This window comes from Micromonospora sp. NPDC049004, assembly GCF_040649315.1.
Lineage (GTDB): Bacteria > Actinomycetota > Actinomycetes > Mycobacteriales > Micromonosporaceae > Micromonospora.
Window position 1 is genome coordinate 646 of sequence record NZ_JBEZFG010000001.1, and the last position, 16,900, is coordinate 17,545.

Annotated in this window: 14 protein-coding genes; 11 read left to right on the plus strand and 3 right to left on the minus strand. The window is 74.5% G+C overall.

What is annotated here, in order from left to right; translation table 11 throughout:
- Nucleotides 1-1,540, minus strand: a 1,540-nt coding sequence (locus AB0B97_RS00010) for a hypothetical protein (protein WP_357489244.1), incomplete at its 3' end; no start/stop codon positions are given.
- Here AB0B97_RS00010 and AB0B97_RS00015 point away from each other — a divergent pair.
- Nucleotides 1,529-2,548: a hypothetical protein gene (locus AB0B97_RS00015; RefSeq protein WP_357490569.1), complete on the plus strand. Its 1,020-nt coding sequence runs from the start codon at nt 1,529-1,531 to the stop codon at nt 2,546-2,548. The genes AB0B97_RS00010 and AB0B97_RS00015 overlap by 12 nt on opposite strands.
- Complete coding sequence (locus AB0B97_RS00020; RefSeq protein WP_357489246.1) at nt 2,545-3,570, plus strand: HAD-IIA family hydrolase; 1,026 nt, start codon at nt 2,545-2,547, stop codon at nt 3,568-3,570. The genes AB0B97_RS00015 and AB0B97_RS00020 overlap by 4 nt, the downstream gene beginning before the upstream one ends.
- An 18-nt stretch (nt 3,571-3,588) precedes the next feature.
- Here AB0B97_RS00020 and AB0B97_RS00025 read toward each other — a convergent pair whose 3' ends face one another.
- Nucleotides 3,589-3,927 carry an SCP2 sterol-binding domain-containing protein gene (locus AB0B97_RS00025; protein ID WP_234591035.1) on the minus strand — a complete coding sequence of 113 codons (339 nt, stop codon included), beginning with the start codon at nt 3,925-3,927 and terminating at the stop codon, nt 3,589-3,591.
- Nucleotides 3,928-4,038: 111 nt separating this feature from the next.
- On the opposite strand from AB0B97_RS00025, the gene AB0B97_RS00030 reads away from it, so the two are divergent.
- The 5 genes from AB0B97_RS00030 (at nt 4,039) to AB0B97_RS00050 (ending at nt 10,762) form a co-directional block, all read left to right on the plus strand.
- A complete protein-coding gene (locus AB0B97_RS00030; protein ID WP_357489248.1) occupies nt 4,039-4,704 on the plus strand; it encodes a hypothetical protein in 666 nt (221 codons plus the stop codon).
- Nucleotides 4,701-5,006, plus strand: coding sequence for a hypothetical protein (locus tag AB0B97_RS00035; protein ID WP_357489250.1), 306 nt, complete (start codon nt 4,701-4,703; stop codon nt 5,004-5,006). The genes AB0B97_RS00030 and AB0B97_RS00035 overlap by 4 nt, the downstream gene beginning before the upstream one ends.
- A gap of 37 nt (nt 5,007-5,043) precedes the next feature.
- Nucleotides 5,044-5,904, plus strand: coding sequence for a TlyA family RNA methyltransferase (locus tag AB0B97_RS00040; RefSeq protein ID WP_234591030.1), 861 nt, complete (start codon nt 5,044-5,046; stop codon nt 5,902-5,904).
- Nucleotides 5,905-5,995: 91 nt separating this feature from the next.
- Entirely contained in the window at nt 5,996-6,880 is an 885-nt protein-coding gene (locus AB0B97_RS00045) for an NAD kinase (RefSeq protein ID WP_234591028.1), read from the plus strand.
- A gap of 162 nt (nt 6,881-7,042) precedes the next feature.
- Nucleotides 7,043-10,762, plus strand: a complete 3,720-nt coding sequence (locus AB0B97_RS00050; RefSeq protein WP_357489253.1) for a S8 family serine peptidase — start codon at nt 7,043-7,045, stop codon at nt 10,760-10,762.
- A 57-nt stretch (nt 10,763-10,819) separates the two neighbouring features.
- On the opposite strand, the gene AB0B97_RS00055 is transcribed toward AB0B97_RS00050, so the two are convergent.
- On the minus strand, nt 10,820-11,833 hold the full coding sequence (locus AB0B97_RS00055; protein ID WP_357489255.1) for a helix-turn-helix domain-containing protein: 1,014 nt from the start codon (nt 11,831-11,833) through the stop codon (nt 10,820-10,822).
- A 102-nt stretch (nt 11,834-11,935) separates the two neighbouring features.
- On the opposite strand from AB0B97_RS00055, the gene recN reads away from it, so the two are divergent.
- From recN to AB0B97_RS00075, 4 genes are all read left to right on the plus strand, one after another.
- Nucleotides 11,936-13,693, plus strand: a complete 1,758-nt coding sequence (gene recN / locus AB0B97_RS00060) for a DNA repair protein RecN (RefSeq protein ID WP_357489257.1) — start codon at nt 11,936-11,938, stop codon at nt 13,691-13,693.
- Between the two features lie 119 nt (nt 13,694-13,812).
- Nucleotides 13,813-14,991: a putative cytokinetic ring protein SteA gene (gene steA / locus AB0B97_RS00065; protein ID WP_234591007.1), complete on the plus strand. Its 1,179-nt coding sequence runs from the start codon at nt 13,813-13,815 to the stop codon at nt 14,989-14,991.
- Between the two features lie 27 nt (nt 14,992-15,018).
- Nucleotides 15,019-15,960, plus strand: a complete 942-nt coding sequence (locus AB0B97_RS00070; RefSeq protein ID WP_234590973.1) for a copper transporter — start codon at nt 15,019-15,021, stop codon at nt 15,958-15,960.
- Between the two features lie 73 nt (nt 15,961-16,033).
- On the plus strand, nt 16,034-16,900 hold the full coding sequence (locus AB0B97_RS00075) for a hypothetical protein (RefSeq protein WP_357489259.1): 867 nt from the start codon (nt 16,034-16,036) through the stop codon (nt 16,898-16,900).

Below are 16,900 nucleotides of genomic sequence, written 5' to 3' on the forward strand. Positions count from 1 at the left end.
CGGTGACCGTGGCCGTTCCGGTCCGCCGCGTGAGGGTGGTTTCCGCGGGGGTGACCGCGAGGGTGGTTTCCGTGGCGGTGACCGTCGTGAAGGCGGTTTCCGTGGTGGTGACCGCGATGGATCGCGTTCCGGTGCCCCGCGTGAGGGTGGCTTCCGCGGCGGTGACCGCGAGGGTGGCTTCCGTGGTGGCGACCGTCGTGAGGGCGGCTACCAGGGTGGCGGTGACCGTGGCCGTTCCGGTCCGCCGCGTGAGGGTGGTTTCCGCGGGGGTGACCGCGAGGGTGGTTTCCGTGGCGGTGACCGTCGTGAAGGCGGCTTCCGTGGTGGCGACCGCGATGGATCGCGTTCCAGCGCCCCGCGTGAGGGTGGCTTCCGCGGTGGCGACCGTGACGGTGGTTTCCGTGGCGGTGACCGTCGCGAGGGTGGTTTCCGTGGCGGGGACCGCGATGGGTCGCGTTCGGGTGCCCCGCGTGAGGGCGGTTTCCGTGGTGGCGACCGTCGTGAAGGCGGCTTCCGTGGTGGCGATCGCGATGGATCGCGTTCCAGCGCCCCGCGTGAGGGCGGCTTCCGTGGTGGTGACCGCGAGGGTGGTTTCCGTGGTGGCGATCGTCGTGAGGGCGGCTACCAGGGTGGCGCCCGCACTGGTGCGCCGCGTGAGGGTGGCTTCCGTGGTGGGGACCGCGATGGATCGCGTTCCGGTGCCCCGCGTGAGGGTGGCTTCCGCGGCGGCGATCGCGAGGGTGGTTTCCGTGGCGGTGACCGTCGCGAGGGTGGCGGCTTCCGTGGCGGTGACCGGGAGGGTGGCTTCCGTGGCGGTGACCGTCGTGAAGGCGGCTACCAGGGTGGCGCCCGCACTGGTGCGCCGCGCGAGGGCGGCTTCCGTGGTGGCGACCGCGATGGATCGCGCTCCGGCGCCCCGCGCGAGGGCGGCTTCCGCGGCGGCGACCGTGACGGTGGCTTCCGTGGCGGCGACCGCCGTGAAGGCGGCTTCCGGGGCGGTGAGCGGGACGGCTCCCGTGCGCCGCGTGAGGAAGGTTTCCGTGGTGGCGACCGTCGTGAGGGCGGCTACCAGGGTGGCGGCGACCGTGGCCGTTCCGGCCCGCCCCGCGAGGGTGGCTTCCGCGGTGGCGATCGCGAGGGCTTCCGGGGCGGCGACCGTGGTGGCTCCCGCCCGGGTGCGCCCCGGGACGGCGGGCGCGAGGGCGGCTTCCGGGGAGGTGACCGTCGTGAGGGCGGCTACCAGGGAGGTGACCGTCGTGAGGGCGGCTTCCGCGGTGGTGACCGTCGTGAGGGCGGCGCGTCCCGTGAGGGTGGCTTCCGCGGTGGCGACCGTGACGGTGGGTTCCGGGCCGACGAGCGGCCGCGTCGCGAGGGCGACTTCCGGCGCGACGACCGTGGCGCGGGACCGGAGTCGTCCGAGAACGGGCGCACGCTGGCTCCGGTGCTGCCGGACGACATCGCCGCGACCGACCTCGACAAGGACGTCCGTGCCGAGCTGCTCTCGCTGAACAAGCCGGTCGCCGAGACCGTGGCCCGACACCTGGTCGCCACCGGTCAGCTGATCGACGAGGACCCGGCCGAGGCGTTGGCGCACGCGCTGGCCGCCCGACGGCTCGCGTCGCGTATCTCCGCGGTCCGTGAGGCGGTCGGCCTGGCCGCGTACCACGCGGGGGAGTGGCAGACGGCGATCGCCGAGCTGCGGACGTACCACCGGATGACCGGCCTGCAGAGTCACCTGGCCGTGCTCGCCGACTGCGAGCGCGCCCTGGGCCGGCCGGAGCGGGCCATCGACCTGTTCCGCGGCGCCGACCAGGCGAAGCTGGACCAGGCCGTCGCGATCGAGCTGCTGATCGTCGCGGCCGGGGCACGAGGCGACCTTGGCCAGAAGGACGCCGCTGTCGCGATGCTCCAGGTGCCGGACCTCACCAGCGAGGCGACGGTGCCGTGGACGGCGCGACTGCGGTACGCGTACGCCGACGCGCTGCTCGCGGTGGGCCGACGTGAGGAGGCCCGCGAGTGGTTCTCCCGCGCCGCCGACGTGGACACCGAGGGCGAGACCGACGCCGCGGAGCGGTTGCTGGAACTCGACGGCGTCGTCATCGAGGGAGATGACGAGGACGAGGCCGAGGAGATCGCCTCGGGCCCGGGTGCGCCCGGCTCGGTGCCGGCCCAGCCGGACACCGACCTGACCGCGGGCGACGCCCGCGACCGGGACGCCGACGACTCCGACACGTCCGACCGCGAGACCGACGCCGGGGCCATCCTCGACGAGGGCGACGACGACTTCGACGACGAAGACGAGGACGACGAAGACTTCGACGACGAGGACTTCGACGACGACGAGGAGGACGGCGTCGTCGGCCGCTCGGGCGACCGTGCGGACGTCGACGGCGAGGACGAGGACCGCCACCCGGACGCGAGCGGTACCTCCTCGGCAACCGCCACTGACTCGGCCACGCCGGCCAGCGATGCCCGTGCAGATGACACGGTCGACGGCGACGGCACCGCCCCCACCCGGGGTGACGAGCCGGAGGCGACGCAGCGGTGAGCGCGGACGCCGGGAAGCGGCTGATCGACGGGTACACCCTGGTGGTCTTCGACCTGGACGGGGTGATCTACCTGATCGACCGGCCGATTCCCGGCGCGGTCGACGCGGTGGCACGGCTGCACGCCGAGGGGCGGGCGGTGGCGTACGCCACCAACAACGCCTCACGTCGTTCCAGCGACGTCGCCGACCTGCTGACCGGGATGGGCGTGCCGGCGCGGCCGGAGGAGGTGCTCACCTCCGCCGCCGCCTCGGCCGAGCTGCTGCGGGAGCGGCTGCCGGCCGGAGCGCCGGTGCTGGTGGTCGGCGCGGAGGCGCTGCGCGCCGAGCTGCGCGCGGTCGGGCTGACCCCGGTCAGCCGTGCCGACGAGAAGCCGGCGGCGGTGGTGCAGGGCTACGGTCCGCAGGTCGGCTGGGCCGAGCTGGCCGAGGCGTCGGTTGCCGTACGGGCCGGGGCGATGTGGGTCGCCACCAACACCGACCGGACGCTGCCCAGCGCCCGAGGCCCGCTGCCGGGCAACGGATCGCTGGTCGCGGTGCTGCGCACCGCGTTGGAGCGGGACCCGGACCTGGTGGTCGGCAAGCCGGAGTCGGCGCTGTTCGAGACCGCCGCCCGGCGCGGCGACGGCGGCCGGGCCCTGGTCGTCGGGGACCGGTTGGACACCGACATCGAGGGCGCCCGCCGCGCGGGACTGGACAGCCTGCTCGTGCTCACCGGCGTCAGCGGCGTACCCGAGCTGCTCGCTGCCGAGCCACGACGGCGGCCCACGTACGTCGCGCGGGACCTGGCGGGGCTCTTCGACCCGGCGGCGGCCGTGCAGGTCCCCGGCTCGACGGACGCCGGCGGTTGGTCCGTCACGGACCGCGACGGGACACTGGAACTGGCCGGCGCCGGCCGGGATCTGGACGCCCTCGCCGCGCTCTGCGCGGCGGCCTGGTCGGCTCCGGAGCTGCCGGCGATCCGCCCGGTGGGCCCGGACGCGGCTGCCGCGCTGGAGAGCTTCGGGGTGGCCGCCGACGGGTGAGGCCGCCGAGCGCGCTCGTCAGAGCAGCTTGCGCAGCTTCATCAGGTCGAACGGGTTGGCCTTGATCGACACCCGGCGGGACGTGACCGCCCTGGTGACGTCCAGGTCACCGCGGACCAGGGCGAGCAGATCGTCGCTGGACGTGCTCAAGGCGATCTTGGCCTTCGGGTCGTCACCGTCGGTCAGCTCGACCAGCCGGCCACCGCTGATCTTGCCGTGGAACGCCGTGTCCAGGTCGGTGATCCGGCAGGCCAACGTCCGTTCCAGGTCGATCCGTTCGCGGACCGTCTCGGCGTTGCGGTCCAACCGGGCGGCCAGCTCCTGCAACGCCTGCCGGCACTCGTCCACGCTGGCCACATCTCCCCCTCGCCGATCGCCACGCCGTCCCCGGCACCGTACCGCACGAGACAGTCCGGGGTGCCCGGTAGCGTGACACCTGCAGACCCCGCCCCATGGAAGGACTCAGGCATGCAGGACGCGTGGCGCGCATACCTCGAACTGGCCATGGGCCTGGCGGAGGCGCCCCGGAAGAAGGCCCAGGACGCCGTGCGTCGCCTCGTCGGCTCGGGCGGCGCGACCGCCGCCCAGCTGCAGGCCCTCGGCGAGGAGCTGGTCACCACCGGCGCCGCCAACCGGGAGGCGCTGACCAAGCTGGTCCGCTTCGAGGTCGACCGGGCCCTCGGCGCGGTCGGTCTGGCCACCGCCGACGAGGTGGCCGAGCTGACCCGACGCGTACGCGACCTGGAACGGCAGCTGCGCGAGGCGCGCGCCACCGAGCCGTCCGTGGCGCAGCCCGCCCCGCAGCCGTCCCCCGGTCCCGCCCCGCAGCCGGCGGCCGAGCCCGCCCCGCAGGCCGGTCCGAGCGGCGCGGCGCAGCCCGACAGCGGCCCGGTGCCGTCGGACGGCCCCGCCGGAGCGCCCGTCTCCGCGCCGGTGGCCAAGAAGGCCGTCGCCAAGAAGGCGCTGGCCAAGAAGGCTGTCGCGAAGAAGGCCATCGTGAAGAAGCCGCCCGCGACGATCAGCCGTACCGGGGACGACACCCCGACGCCGGTCGTGCCGGACGACACCCCGACACCTGCTGTCATGCCGGCGAAGAAGGCCGTCCGTAAGCGCCGCCCGGATGGTGACTCGTGAGCGACGCCGCGCGTCCGGGCCCGCCGCCCGGCATCCGCCCCGGCCCGCCGGGAGGCTTCCGGCCCGGCCCGCCGCCGACCGGGTCGTTCGCCGCCCGGCCCGGCCCGCCGGTGGGCACCCGCCCCGGCCCACCGTCCGACGGCCTCGACGTCGGCGACGACACGGCCCGCCACCCGGCGGTGGACGCGGCAGTGCGGGCCATGGACAACGCGGCGACGCTCGCCCCGGCCGACCAGATCGCGCAGTACGAGGCGGCCTACGAGACGCTGCGCGAAACGCTCGCCACCATCGACCAGACCTGACCACTGCGACCAGCCCGACAGACCGGAGAACCACCCCATGGCACGTCGCAACCGGCTGGACGCCGAACTCGTCCGCCGCGGGCTGGCCCGCTCGCGTGAGCAGGCCGCCGCGCTGGTCGAGGCCGGCCGGGTCCAGCTGCGCGGAGTGCCCGCGCGCAAGGCCGCCGCGATGGTCGACCCCGCCGATCCGCTGCTGGTCACCGGGGCCGACCCGACCGAGGAGTACGTTTCGCGGGGCGGGCACAAACTCGCCGGGGCGCTGGCCGCGTTCGGCCGCGCAGGGCTGCGCGTCGCCGGGCGGCGCTGCCTGGACGCCGGCGCGTCGACCGGAGGCTTCACCGACGTGCTGCTGCGCGCCGACGCCGCCGAGGTGGTGGCCGTTGACGTCGGCTACGGGCAGCTCGCCTGGTCGCTGCGCACCAACGAGCGCGTCCGCGTCCTGGAACGCACCAACGTCCGTACCCTCGTCGCGGACGCGATCGGCGGGCCGGTCGATCTGACGGTCGCCGACCTGTCGTTCATCTCGTTGCGGTTGGTGCTGCCGGCCCTGGCCGGCTGCACCCGCGACGACGGCGACCTGGCGCTGATGGTGAAGCCGCAGTTCGAGGTGGGCAAGGAGCGGGTCGGCGCCGGCGGCGTCGTGCGCGACCCGGCGCTGCGCGCCGAGGCGGTGCTCGACGTGGCTGCCGCGGCGGCTCAGCTCGGCCTCGGTCTGGCCGACGTGGCGGCCAGCCCGCTGCCCGGTCCCAGCGGCAACGTCGAGTTCTTCGTATGGTTGCGCCGGGGCGCACCACCGGCCGACCCGCAGCGCGTGCGGGCCGTGGTGGAGGCCGGGCCGAACGGCCCGACGACGGCCGGCGACGTGCCGGGCGTGGCGGCGGAGGAGGTCGCAGGGTGAACGCGTACAGCGAGCGGCACACGACGGCCGACGGCCGTGCCGGTGCGGCGATGGCGGCGTGCCGTCCGACGGCGGACGGGTGGGCGCTCCGATGAGCCGCACGGCGCTGCTGGTGACCCACACCGGTCGTCGACGCAGCACCGAGCACGCCCGGTCGGTCGCGGCCGACCTCATCGCCGCGGGCTTCGAGGTGCGGGTGGTCGCCGAGGAGGCCGAGGATCTCGACCTGCCCGGGACGGTTCCGGTCACCGGCCCGGAGGCCGCCGAGGGCGCCGAGATCGTCTTCGCGCTCGGTGGGGACGGCACCTTCCTGCGCGCGGCCGAGCTGGCCCGCCCGGCGAAGGCGCCGCTGCTCGGCATCAACCTCGGCAAGGTGGGCTTCCTCGCCGAGGCGGAGATCAACGATCTGGACACCGCGGTCCGGGACGTCGTCGAGCGCAACTACACAGTGCACGAGCGGCTCACGCTCGACGTCACTGCCGAGTTCGACGGTGGCCCGACCATCGAATCCTGGGCGCTCAACGAGATCAGCGTCGAGAAGGGGGAGCGGGCGCAGATGCTCGAACTCCTCGTCGACGTGGACGGCCGCCCGCTGTCCCGCTACGGCTGCGACGGGGTGGTCTGCGCCACCCCCACCGGCTCCACCGCCTACGCGTTCTCCGGCGGCGGTCCGGTGGTCTGGCCGGAGGTGGAGGCCCTGCTGCTGGTGCCGATCAGCGCGCACGCGTTGTTCAGCCGGCCCCTGGTCACCGCGCCCACGTCGACGTTCGTCATCACCGTCGACCCGTTCACCACCCTCGCCGTGCTCGCCTGCGACGGCAGGCGGGTCTACGACCTGCCGCCGGGCGCCCGGGTGACGGTGCGTCGCGGCGCCCTGCCGGTACGCATCGTCCGGCTGCGCGCCCGTCCGTTCACCGACCGGCTGGTCGCCAAGTTCGGTCTGCCCGTGCACGGGTGGCGGGGCAGCCGCCGGTAAGTGACGGTGACGCACACCGTCGGTGTCCGGCGGGTGTCCACCTGACGACATGTCGCCGCTGCGGCGGCGCAAGGCTAGTGACCTGGTTGTGTGCTGCGTCGCAGACTCCGATCGGTCCTCATCTACGGATGGCGGGCCCACCGGAGTTAAGGAGCGCATCGCATGCACTGGTCCCCCCGCTGGCTCAGCGCCGGCGCGGTCGGCGTACTGGTGGTCGGCCTCGCCGCACCGGCGTCCGCCGAGCCGCCCGCCCGGCCCACCGGCCCGAGCCTGGGCACGTCCGCCCCGGGCGCCGCGCCCGTCCGCATCACCCTCATCACCGGCGACCAGGTCGAGCTGGCTCCGGCCGCGCCGGGCCGGGTCGCCGCCACCGTACGCCCGGGACCCGGGCGTGAGCGGGTCATCTTCCAGACCCTGGAGGTCGACGGCGGGCTGCGGGTGCTGCCCAGCGACGCCCTGCCCTACGTCTCCAGCGGCGTCCTCGACGCCAACCTGTTCGACGTGCAGGAGTTGGCCGCCGACGGCTACGGCGACGCCGCACAGGGCGCGCTGCCGCTGATCGTGCGCTACCAGGAGCCGGCCGCCGGCCGGGTCCGGCCGCTCGGCGGCGTCACCGACGCCCGCCCCCTGGAGAGCATCAACGGCGCCGCGTTGCGGGTCGGCAAGGCCGACCTCGGTGGCCTGTGGAGCACCCTCGCCGGGACACCGGCGAGCCGGACCACGGCCGACGCGCCCCGACTGGGCGGCGGTGTCGCGCACGTCTGGCTGGACGGGCGGGTGCGCCCGACGCTGGAGCACAGCGTCCCGCAGATCGGCGCCCCGACGGCCTGGGCGGCCGGGCGCGACGGCAGCGGCGTGAAGGTGGCAGTGCTCGACACCGGCGTCGATGCCACCCACCCCGACCTGGCCGGACGGATCGCCGAGGCGCGGGACTTCTCCGGCAGCGGCAGCGCCCGCGACGGCCACGGCCACGGCACGCACGTCGCGGCCACCATCGCGGGCAGCGGCGACGCGTCGGCGGGTCTGCGCAAGGGCGTCGCGCCCGGCGCGCGACTGCTGGTCGGCAAGGTGCTCGACGACGGCGGCTCGGGCTACGACTCGGCCATCATCGCCGGCATGGAGTGGGCCGCCCACTCCGGGGCGAAGGTCGTCAGCATGAGCCTCGGCGGCGACCCGACCGACGGCACCGACCCGATGAGCCAGGCGGTGAACGACCTGACCGCCGAGACCGGCGCGCTCTTCGTGGTCGCCGCCGGCAACGCGGGTGCGGCGCGTACCGTCGGCTCGCCGGGCGCGGCAGCGGCGGCGCTCACCGTCGGCGCGGTGGACCGCGACGACAACCTGGCCGAGTTCTCCAGCCGGGGGCCGCGCCTGGGCGACAACGGCCTGAAGCCGGAGATCACCGCGCCGGGCGTCGGCATCGTCGCCGCGCGGGCCGCCGGCACCACGATGGGTACGCCGGTGGGCGACGCCTACACGACCGCGTCCGGCACCTCGATGGCCACCCCGCACGTGGCGGGCGCGGCGGCGATCCTCGCGCAGGACCACCCGGACTGGTCCGCCGGCAAGCTGAAGGACGCGCTGGTCAGCACCACGAAGGCGAACCCGGCGCTCACCGTCTTCGAGCAGGGCGGCGGTCGGGTGGACGTGGCGCGGGCCCTCACACAGCGGGTGTACGCCTCGGCCACCGTCGACTTCGGTCGGATCACCACCGGTGGCGCGGCGGTGCAGCGCACCGTGACGTACACCAACGACACGACGGGCGCGCAGACCCTGCGGTTGGCCCTGGATCTGCGCAACCTGGACAGCGGCGCGGCCGAGACCGACGGAGTCTCCGTCGGGTCCGGCGAGGTGACCGTGCCGGCGGGCGGCAGCGTGGCCGTGCCGCTGCGGGCCGACCCGGCGAAGCTGGGCCGGGGCCCGCACGGCGGTTGGCTGGTGGCCACCGGCGCGGACGGTGTCGCCGTCCGCACGCCGGTGGGTCTCACCGTCAGCGGCCCACTGCACCAGGTCACCGTGAAGGTGCTGGACCGGCAGGGTCAGCTGACCCTCTCGCCGGGGCTCACCCTCTACGGCGAGCAGCCCGAGTCGGACTTCTGGGGCTGGTGGCCGGGCGAGGGCACCCTGCAGGTCGAGGAGGGCACGTACCTGCTGACCGCGCTCGTCGAGCACGGCGCCCCGCTCGACGAGCAGCTGACCGAGGCCGTCGAGCCGGAGCTGACCGTCGACCGGGACCTGACCGTGGTGCTCGACGCCCGCAAGGGCACGCCCGTGCGGATCGAGACGCCGAAGCCCAGCGAGCAGCGGGCCACGCTCAGCTACTACGTGCACCGGGTGTTGGGCAACGGCCGGCAGATCGACCACGGCGTCATGGCGTACAGCACGATCCAGCAGGTCAACGTCACGCCGACCCGCCCGGTACGCCAGGGCGAGTTCGAGTTCGCCTCCCGCTGGCAGCTCGTCGCGCCCATGGTGGACGCCACGGTCAGCGGGGTGTCCGGTCCGTCGGACATCAACCTGCTGGGCACGTCGCCGGCGCCGACCGGTCGACGGAAGCTGCCCCTGGTCTGGGCCGGCACCGGAACCCCTGCCGAGCTGGCCCGGGTGCGGGGCGCGGCGGCGCTGCTCGCCGCCGACCCGGACCGTAACGAGGATGAGCAGGTGGCCGCCGCGGCGGCGGCCGGCGCCGCGGTGGTGCTGATCGTCCGACCCGAGGACCGGACCGCGTGGACGGTCTGGCGGCCGGCAGGCGAGCGGCTGCCGATCCCGGCGATGGTCGTCGCGTACGACGACGGGCAGCGGCTGATCGCGGCGGCGCGCAAGGGCCGGGCGACCCTGGACCTGACGCTGAGGGTGGACAGTCCGTACCTGTACGACGTGTGGCAGGTGTCCAAGGGCCGGGTGCCGGAGCGGATCGTGCACACGGTGACCGCGAAGAACACCGCCGAGGTGACCGCCAGCTACGGCGACACGGGCGCGGGCTGGGCCACCGAGGAGCGGTTCGGCTGGCGTCCGTGGCAGGAGTACTCCTGGAACGACGACCAGCGCCTGGTCCGCAACGGGACCACCCGGCAGGAGTTCGTCAGCGCCGGGGACAACTGGTGGCAGCACCGGGTGCTGCACAAGGAGATGTTCATGCAGTGGGGGCAGGTGACCGGTGGGCTGACCCAGGAGCCCCGGCGGTACGCCGCCGACGACCGGGTGACCGAGACCTGGCACGCCCCGGTGGTCCGTCCGGCCGTGCCGGCCAGCGGAGCGCCGGTGCCCACCCGGGCGGGCGACAGCCTGGACGTGCGGATGCCCGAGTTCGTCGACGCCGACGGGCACTACAGCGTGGCCGGCAACAGTGAGGAGGCGGACACCGTCCAGGCTCGCCTCAGCCGCGACGGTCGGCAGATCGCCGACCTGTCCGGCGGTTGGACGCCGGTACCGACGACCGCCGGGGCGGCCCGCTACCGCCTCGACGTGACGACGCGGCGGGCCTCGGACCAGTGGCGTTACGCCACCCGCACCGACACGTCGTGGCAGTTCACCTCGGCCCGCCCGGCGGGTGACGCGGCCGTGCCGCTGTCGCTGCTGCAGGTGGACTACCGGGTGCCGGCCGACCTGCTCGGCACCGTACCCGCCAACCGGCCGCACCAGCTGGGGCTGACCCTGCGCCAGCCGACCGGAGTCGCCGCGCCGACGGGCACCAGCCTGACGGTGCAGGTCTCCTTCGACGAGGGCGTCACCTGGCGGCCCGCGCCGACGCGAGGGTCGGGTACCCGCTGGACCGCCACCGTGCCGGCCGGGCGCGGAACCGTGTCGCTGCGGGTGCACGCCACCGACCGGGCCGGGAACTCCGTCGACCAGATGGTGCTGCGGGCGTACGGCCTGCGCTGACTCCGCGCGTGTCCGGCAGGGCCCGCCGTCGCTTTCCGACGGCGGGCCCTGCCGCGTTCAGAGCCAGCCGCGCCGGGCGACCTGGAACGCCAACCCGGGTCGGGTGTCCACGCCGGCGGCGTCCATCAGCTCGGCGAGGCGGCGCTGCACCGTCCGGCGGCTCACCCCGAGCTGGGAGGCGATGGACTTGTCCGGTACGCCGGCCACGAACAGCGACAGCAGCCGGGCCTCGTCGGCGTCGGGCCGGTAGCCGTCGACCGGACGGTCGTCGGCCTCGTCGCGCCGGCCCTCGGTGGCGGCGAGCGGGTCGTCGAGTCGCAGTCGGGTGGCCACCCGCCAGTGGCTCTCGAAGAGGGCCAGCAGCGCGTCGAGCAGCTGGCTGCGGCCGATCACCGCGGCACTCGGCTCGCCGCCGTCCCGGTCGGGCACCAGCGGACAGATGGCGGTACGCGCGTCCACGATGGCCAGTCGGACGGGCAGCCGGTCCAGCACGCGGGCCTGCTCGCCCGCGGCCACCCCCTTGGCCAGGTCGGCCAGTGCGCCCGGTTCGAGCAGCAGGTCCCGTTCGTAGATGGCCCGGTAGCTCACCCCACGGGCCAGCGCGTCGAACTCCTCGACGTTCTCCGGGCCGGCCATGGCGAGGGGGTTCGCCCGGCAGAACCAGAGCACCTCGTTGCGGGCCGAGTTCTGCAGGTCGCGCAGCCGGTCCCGCAGCACCCGACCGCCCCGGATCACCTCGACCAGGTGGTCCACGTGGTGGCGGCGCAGCCCGGAGCGGTACTCCTCGGCCAGTTGGGTGACCCGGCGCCGGGCCGCCTCCAGGTCCTCCTGGCGGCGCAGCAGCGTCGCGCCGAGGGCGACGTCCGGGGCGGTCGGGCGCAGCGGGGCGTCCGGGTCGTTGTCGGTGGGCTGCACCAGCCCCTTGGCCCGTAGCGCCTCGACCTGCTCGACGACCTGCGCCCGGGGGCGTCGCAGCCGGCGGACCAGTTCGTCGACACGGGCCGTGGTGAGCTGGAGCAGGCAGCGGTAGAGCTCCTCCTCGGCGGGGGTCAGGCCGATCACGTCCAACACGGGGCAAGACTGTACGTCGGTGGGGTGCGGGGCGTGCCGGTGCCCGGTCGTGGGGCCCGTCGGCTGGTCAACTGTCGGCCCTCGCGTCTACTGTCGGGTGCTGTGCTGGAAGAGCTGCGCATCACCGGACTCGGCGTCATCGAGGACACCACGCTGCCGTTGACCGGCGGGATGAACGTCATCACCGGCGAGACCGGTGCCGGCAAGACGATGGTGGTGACCGGCCTCGGCCTGCTCTTCGGCGGCCGGGCCGACGCCGGGCGGGTCCGTGCCCAACCGGGCCGGGCCGTGGTCGAGGGGCGGCTACGCCTGTCCGGCCGGGTCGCCGACGCGGTGCACGCCCGGATCAGCGACGCCGGTGGCGAGCCCGACGAGGACGGCTCGCTGCTGCTCAGCCGCACGGTGACGGTGGAGGGCCGCTCCCGGGCCCACCTCGGTGGCCGGAGCATGCCCGTGTCGATGCTGGGCGAGGTCGGCGAGCAGGCGGTTGCCGTGCACGGCCAGTCCGACCAGTTGCGGCTGCTGCGCCCGGCCGAGCAGCGGGCCGCTCTGGACCGCTTCGCCGGGCCGGCGCACGAGAAGCTGCTCGACGCGCTGCGTGAGGCGTACACCGGTTGGCGGCGGGTGGTCGACGACCTGGCCGACCGGCGGCGCAATGCCCGCGAGCGCAACCAGGAGGCGGACCTGCTGCGGCTGGGCCTCGACGAGATCACCCGCGTCGACCCGCAGCCCGGCGAGGACGACGAGCTGAAGACCGAGGCGCAGCGGTTGGAGCACGCCGAGGGCCTGCGGACTGCCGCGCAGGTGGCCCAGCAGTGCGTGGCGGGCGGCGCGGAGGCGGCCGACGAGACACCGGACGCGGCGGCGCTGCTCGGCACGGCCCGGCGCACCCTGGAGGCGCAGGCCGGCACCGACCCGGCGCTGGGCGAGCTGGCGGCCCGCCTGGAGGAGGCGGCCACGCTGGTCACCGACGTCTCGGCAGAGCTGTCGGCGTACCTGGCGACGCTCGACGCGGACCCGGCCCGGTTGCAGCACGTCTACGAGCGGCGGGCCGCGCTGCGGGCGTTGACCCGCAAGTACGCCGACGACGTCGACGGCGTCATCGCCTGGGCCGACCGGGCCCGCACCCGACTGTCCGACCTGGACACCTCGGACGACCTGCTCGAGGAGTTGGACGCCGAGGGGCAGCGGCTGGCCGGCGAGGTGGCCGACCTGGCCTCCCGGGTGTCGGTGTCCCGGCAGGAGGCCGCGGTCCGCTTCGCCGACCAGGTCACCGTCGAGCTGGCCGGGCTGGCCATGCCGCACGCCCGGATCGAGGTGGTGGTGCTGCCGCGGCCGGCCGGGCGGGCCGAGCCGACGCTGACGATCAACGGCGTCGAGGCGGGTGTCGCGGCGGACGGCGGCGACGAGGTGGAGCTGCGGTTGCTGGCCCACCCGGGAGCGCCGTCGTTGCCGTTGCAGCGCGGCGCCTCCGGCGGCGAGCTGTCCCGGGTGATGCTCGCCATCGAGGTGGTCTTCGCCGGCTCGGGCGGTCCGCCCACGCTGGTCTTCGACGAGGTCGACGCGGGCGTCGGCGGCCAGGCCGCGGTGGAGATCGGCCGCCGGCTGGCCCGGCTGGCCCGCAGCCACCAGGTGTTGGTCGTCACTCACCTGCCGCAGGTGGCCGCGTTCGCCGATCGGCATCTGGTGGTGGCGAAGGACACCGGTGGCGCGGTGACCACCAGCGGGGTGCGGGTCGTGGAGGACACCGAACGCGCCCGTGAGCTGGCCCGGATGCTCGCCGGTTTGCCCGATTCGGATCTGGGTATCGCCCACGCCGAGGAGCTGCTGGCCGTGGCCGCCAAGGAAAGGCGGTTGTGACGCCGCGTATTGTGAGCGCAAGCACACCGGCTTGCGCCGACGTGTGCTTCCCTGGGTAGGCGGCCCTGCTCAGGCATGTCGCGACAGAAAAGCCTGCCTCACATGCCAGGATGGTCACGATGCGTCTACCCACGTTGCGCCGGAACCGAAACGCGGAGCCGGGCAGAGTCCTCGGCACCGCGCGCCTTGATCGCCGGACGAAACGGCTGGTCGGCCGGCTGCGCCCCGGTGACATCGCGGTCATCGACCACGTCGACCTGGACCGGGTGGCGGCCGACTCGTTGGTCGCTGTCGGTGTCGCGGCGGTGCTCAACGCCAAGCCGTCCGTCTCCGGCCGCTATCCCAACCTCGGGCCGGAGGTGCTGATCGCCGCCGGCATCCCGCTCCTGGACGACCTCGGCGAGGGCGTCTTCGAGCGGATCCGCGAGGGCGACCAGGTCCGTATCGAGGGCAACACCGTCTTCGCCGGCGAGGAGCCGGTGGCGCACGGCACCCTGCAGGACGCCGAGTCGGTCGCCAAGGCGATGTCCGACGCCCGGGAGGGGCTGTCGGTGCAGTTGGAGGCGTTCGCCGCCAACACGATGGACTACCTGCGCCAGGAACGCGACCTGCTGCTCGACGGCGTCGGCGTTCCGGACATCCAGACCCAGATCCAGGGTCGGCACTGCCTGATCGTGGTGCGCGGCTACGACTACAAGGCCGACCTGGACGTGCTGCGCCCGTACATCCGGGAGTTCAAGCCGGTGCTGATCGGCGTGGACGGCGGCGCGGACGCGCTGGTCGAGGCCGGGTACACCCCCGACATGATCATCGGTGACATGGATTCGGTCACCGACGACGTGCTGCGCTGCGGCGCCGAGGTGATCGTGCACGCCTACCCCGACGGGCGGGCGCCCGGCCTGCCCCGGGTCAACGGCCTCGGCGTCCCGGCCATCACCTTCCCGGCCGCGGCGACAAGCGAGGACCTGGCGATGCTGCTGGCCGACGAGAAGGGCGCGTCGCTGCTCGTCGCGGTCGGCACCCACGCCACGCTCGTCGAGTTCCTGGACAAGGGGCGCGGCGGGATGGCCTCGACGTTCCTGACCCGGTTGAAGGTCGGGGGCAAGCTGGTCGACGCCAAGGGGGTGAGCCGGCTCTACCGGCAGAGCATCTCCGGGTCGTCGCTGCTGCTGCTGGTGCTCTCGGCGATCGCGGCGATGGCCTCCGCGGTGGCCGTCTCCACCGTCGGGAAGGCGTACCTGGGCGTGGTCGCCGAGTGGTGGGACAATTTCGTGTTCCAGCTGTACCGGCTCTTCTAGTTCCCGACCGATCAAGAGGCTGCAAGCGTGATCAACTTCCGCTACCACGTGGTGTCCCTCACCGCGGTGTTCCTGGCTCTGGCGATCGGTCTGGTGGTCGGCACAGCCGCCCTCAACGGCCCGGTCGCCGACTCGCTCAAGGAGCAGGTCACCGGACTGCGCAAGGACAACCAGCAGTTGCGCCAGCAGGTCAACAGCATGGAGAAGCAGCTCGGTCTGGAGGAGGAGTTCGCCGAGCAGGTGTCCCAGGTCGTCCTCCCGGGCACCCTCACCGGACGCCGGGTGGTGGTGCTCAGCCTCCCCAACGGGCGCGACCACACCGAGGGCGTGCTCAAGAAGCTCCAGCTCGCCGGCGCCACCATCACCGGTCGGGTCGACCTGCAGGACAAGTTCATCAACCCGGACAACAACTCCAACCTGCTGGAGCTGGCCGTCACCGCCGCGCGGCCGACCGCGCAGACCACCGGCCTGCCGGGCAACGGGCACGGCGTGGAGACCTCCAGCGCGCTGCTGGCCAGCGTCCTGCTGGACCGCGCGCAGGGCACCGCGCCGGTCAGCGACGCCGACCGGCGGGCCGTGCTCGCCGCGTACAACAACGCCGGTTACCTGACCACCGACAACAACAAGGTCACCGGACCGGCCGAGGCCGTCGTCGTGGTCAGCGGGCAGCCGTACGTCGACAAGGACTCCGAGAAGCGGGACGAGTCCGTCGTCAAGATCGCCGAGCAGTTCGACCGGACCGGGGCGATCGTGGTGGGCGGCAACGGCTCCGCCGGCGGCAACGTCGTGTCGGTGGTCCGCGGTGACCCGGTGCTGTCGCAGACCATCTCCACGGTCGACAACGCCAACACCGTGCAGGGTCAGCTGGTCACCAGCCTCGCCCTGGTGCAGCAGCTCACCGAGAAGAAGGCCGGCCAGTACGGCGTCGGCGACAACGCCGCGTCCCTGCTGCCTAGACTGCCCCAGTGAGCGAACGACGTACCCCGGTGTCCGGAACCGACGCGCCTGAGCGGGCGACCCCGTGCCTGAGCGAGGTGGCGGCGTGAGGATGCTGGGCCGGCTGCTGATCGCCGGGGCCGGTGCCGCCGCCGCCCGGTACGCCCTGCGCGAGGTGCGGACCGCCCCCGTGGGGCCGGCGCTGCAACGCACCAACTTCCGGGGCCGGACGGTGACCCTGGCGGCCGGGCCGGCGCTCGCCGCCGGTGCGACAGCTGCGGGCGTCTTCGGCGCCACCAGCGCCGCCTCCGGTGGCGCCGCCCTGGTCGCCGGTCTCGGCGCCGGCGGTGTCGGGCTCTACGACGACGTGGTCGGCGCACGTCCTGAGCAGAAGGCGGCCAAGGGCTTCGCCGGGCACCTCGCCGCGCTGCGCGAGGGCCGGGTCACCGCCGGGCTGGTCAAGATCGCCGGGGTGGGCGCCGCCGGGCTGGGCGCGGCCGCGCTGCTCGCCGCCGACCCGCGGGTCGCCGCGCACCCGCGCCGGCAGCGGCACGGCGCCGTCGGCCGGGGGGTCGACGTGGTGCTCGGCGCCGGCGTGATCGCCGGCACCGCCAACCTGCTCAACCTGCTCGACCTGCGGCCCGGCCGGGCCATCAAGTCCGGCCTGCTGCTGGGCGTGCCGCTGGCCGGTGGCCCGCACGGCGGGATCGCCGCCGGCGCGGCCGGCGCCGCCGCCGGCCTGCTCCCCGACGACCTGTCCGAGGACGTCATGCTCGGCGACAGCGGCGCGAACGCGCTCGGCGCCCTGCTCGGCGTCGCGCTCGCCGCCCGCAGCGGCCCGCTCGGCCGGGCCGGCCTGCTGGCCGTGCTCGCCGGGCTCACCGCCGCCAGCGAGAAGGTCAGCTTCACGGCGGTGATCCAGCGCACCCCGGGCCTGCGGCAGCTCGACGCACTGGGCCGACGCGCCGACTGA

Coding starts and splice junctions, on each gene's coding strand:
- steA (WP_234591007.1), top strand. CDS start 13,813: ATGCGTCTACCCACGTTGCGCCGGAACCGAAACGCGGAGCCGGGCAGA.
- AB0B97_RS00030 (WP_357489248.1), top strand. CDS start 4,039: ATGCAGGACGCGTGGCGCGCATACCTCGAACTGGCCATGGGCCTGGCG.
- AB0B97_RS00045 (WP_234591028.1), top strand. CDS start 5,996: ATGAGCCGCACGGCGCTGCTGGTGACCCACACCGGTCGTCGACGCAGC.
- AB0B97_RS00040 (WP_234591030.1), top strand. CDS start 5,044: ATGGCACGTCGCAACCGGCTGGACGCCGAACTCGTCCGCCGCGGGCTG.
- AB0B97_RS00050 (WP_357489253.1), top strand. CDS start 7,043: ATGCACTGGTCCCCCCGCTGGCTCAGCGCCGGCGCGGTCGGCGTACTG.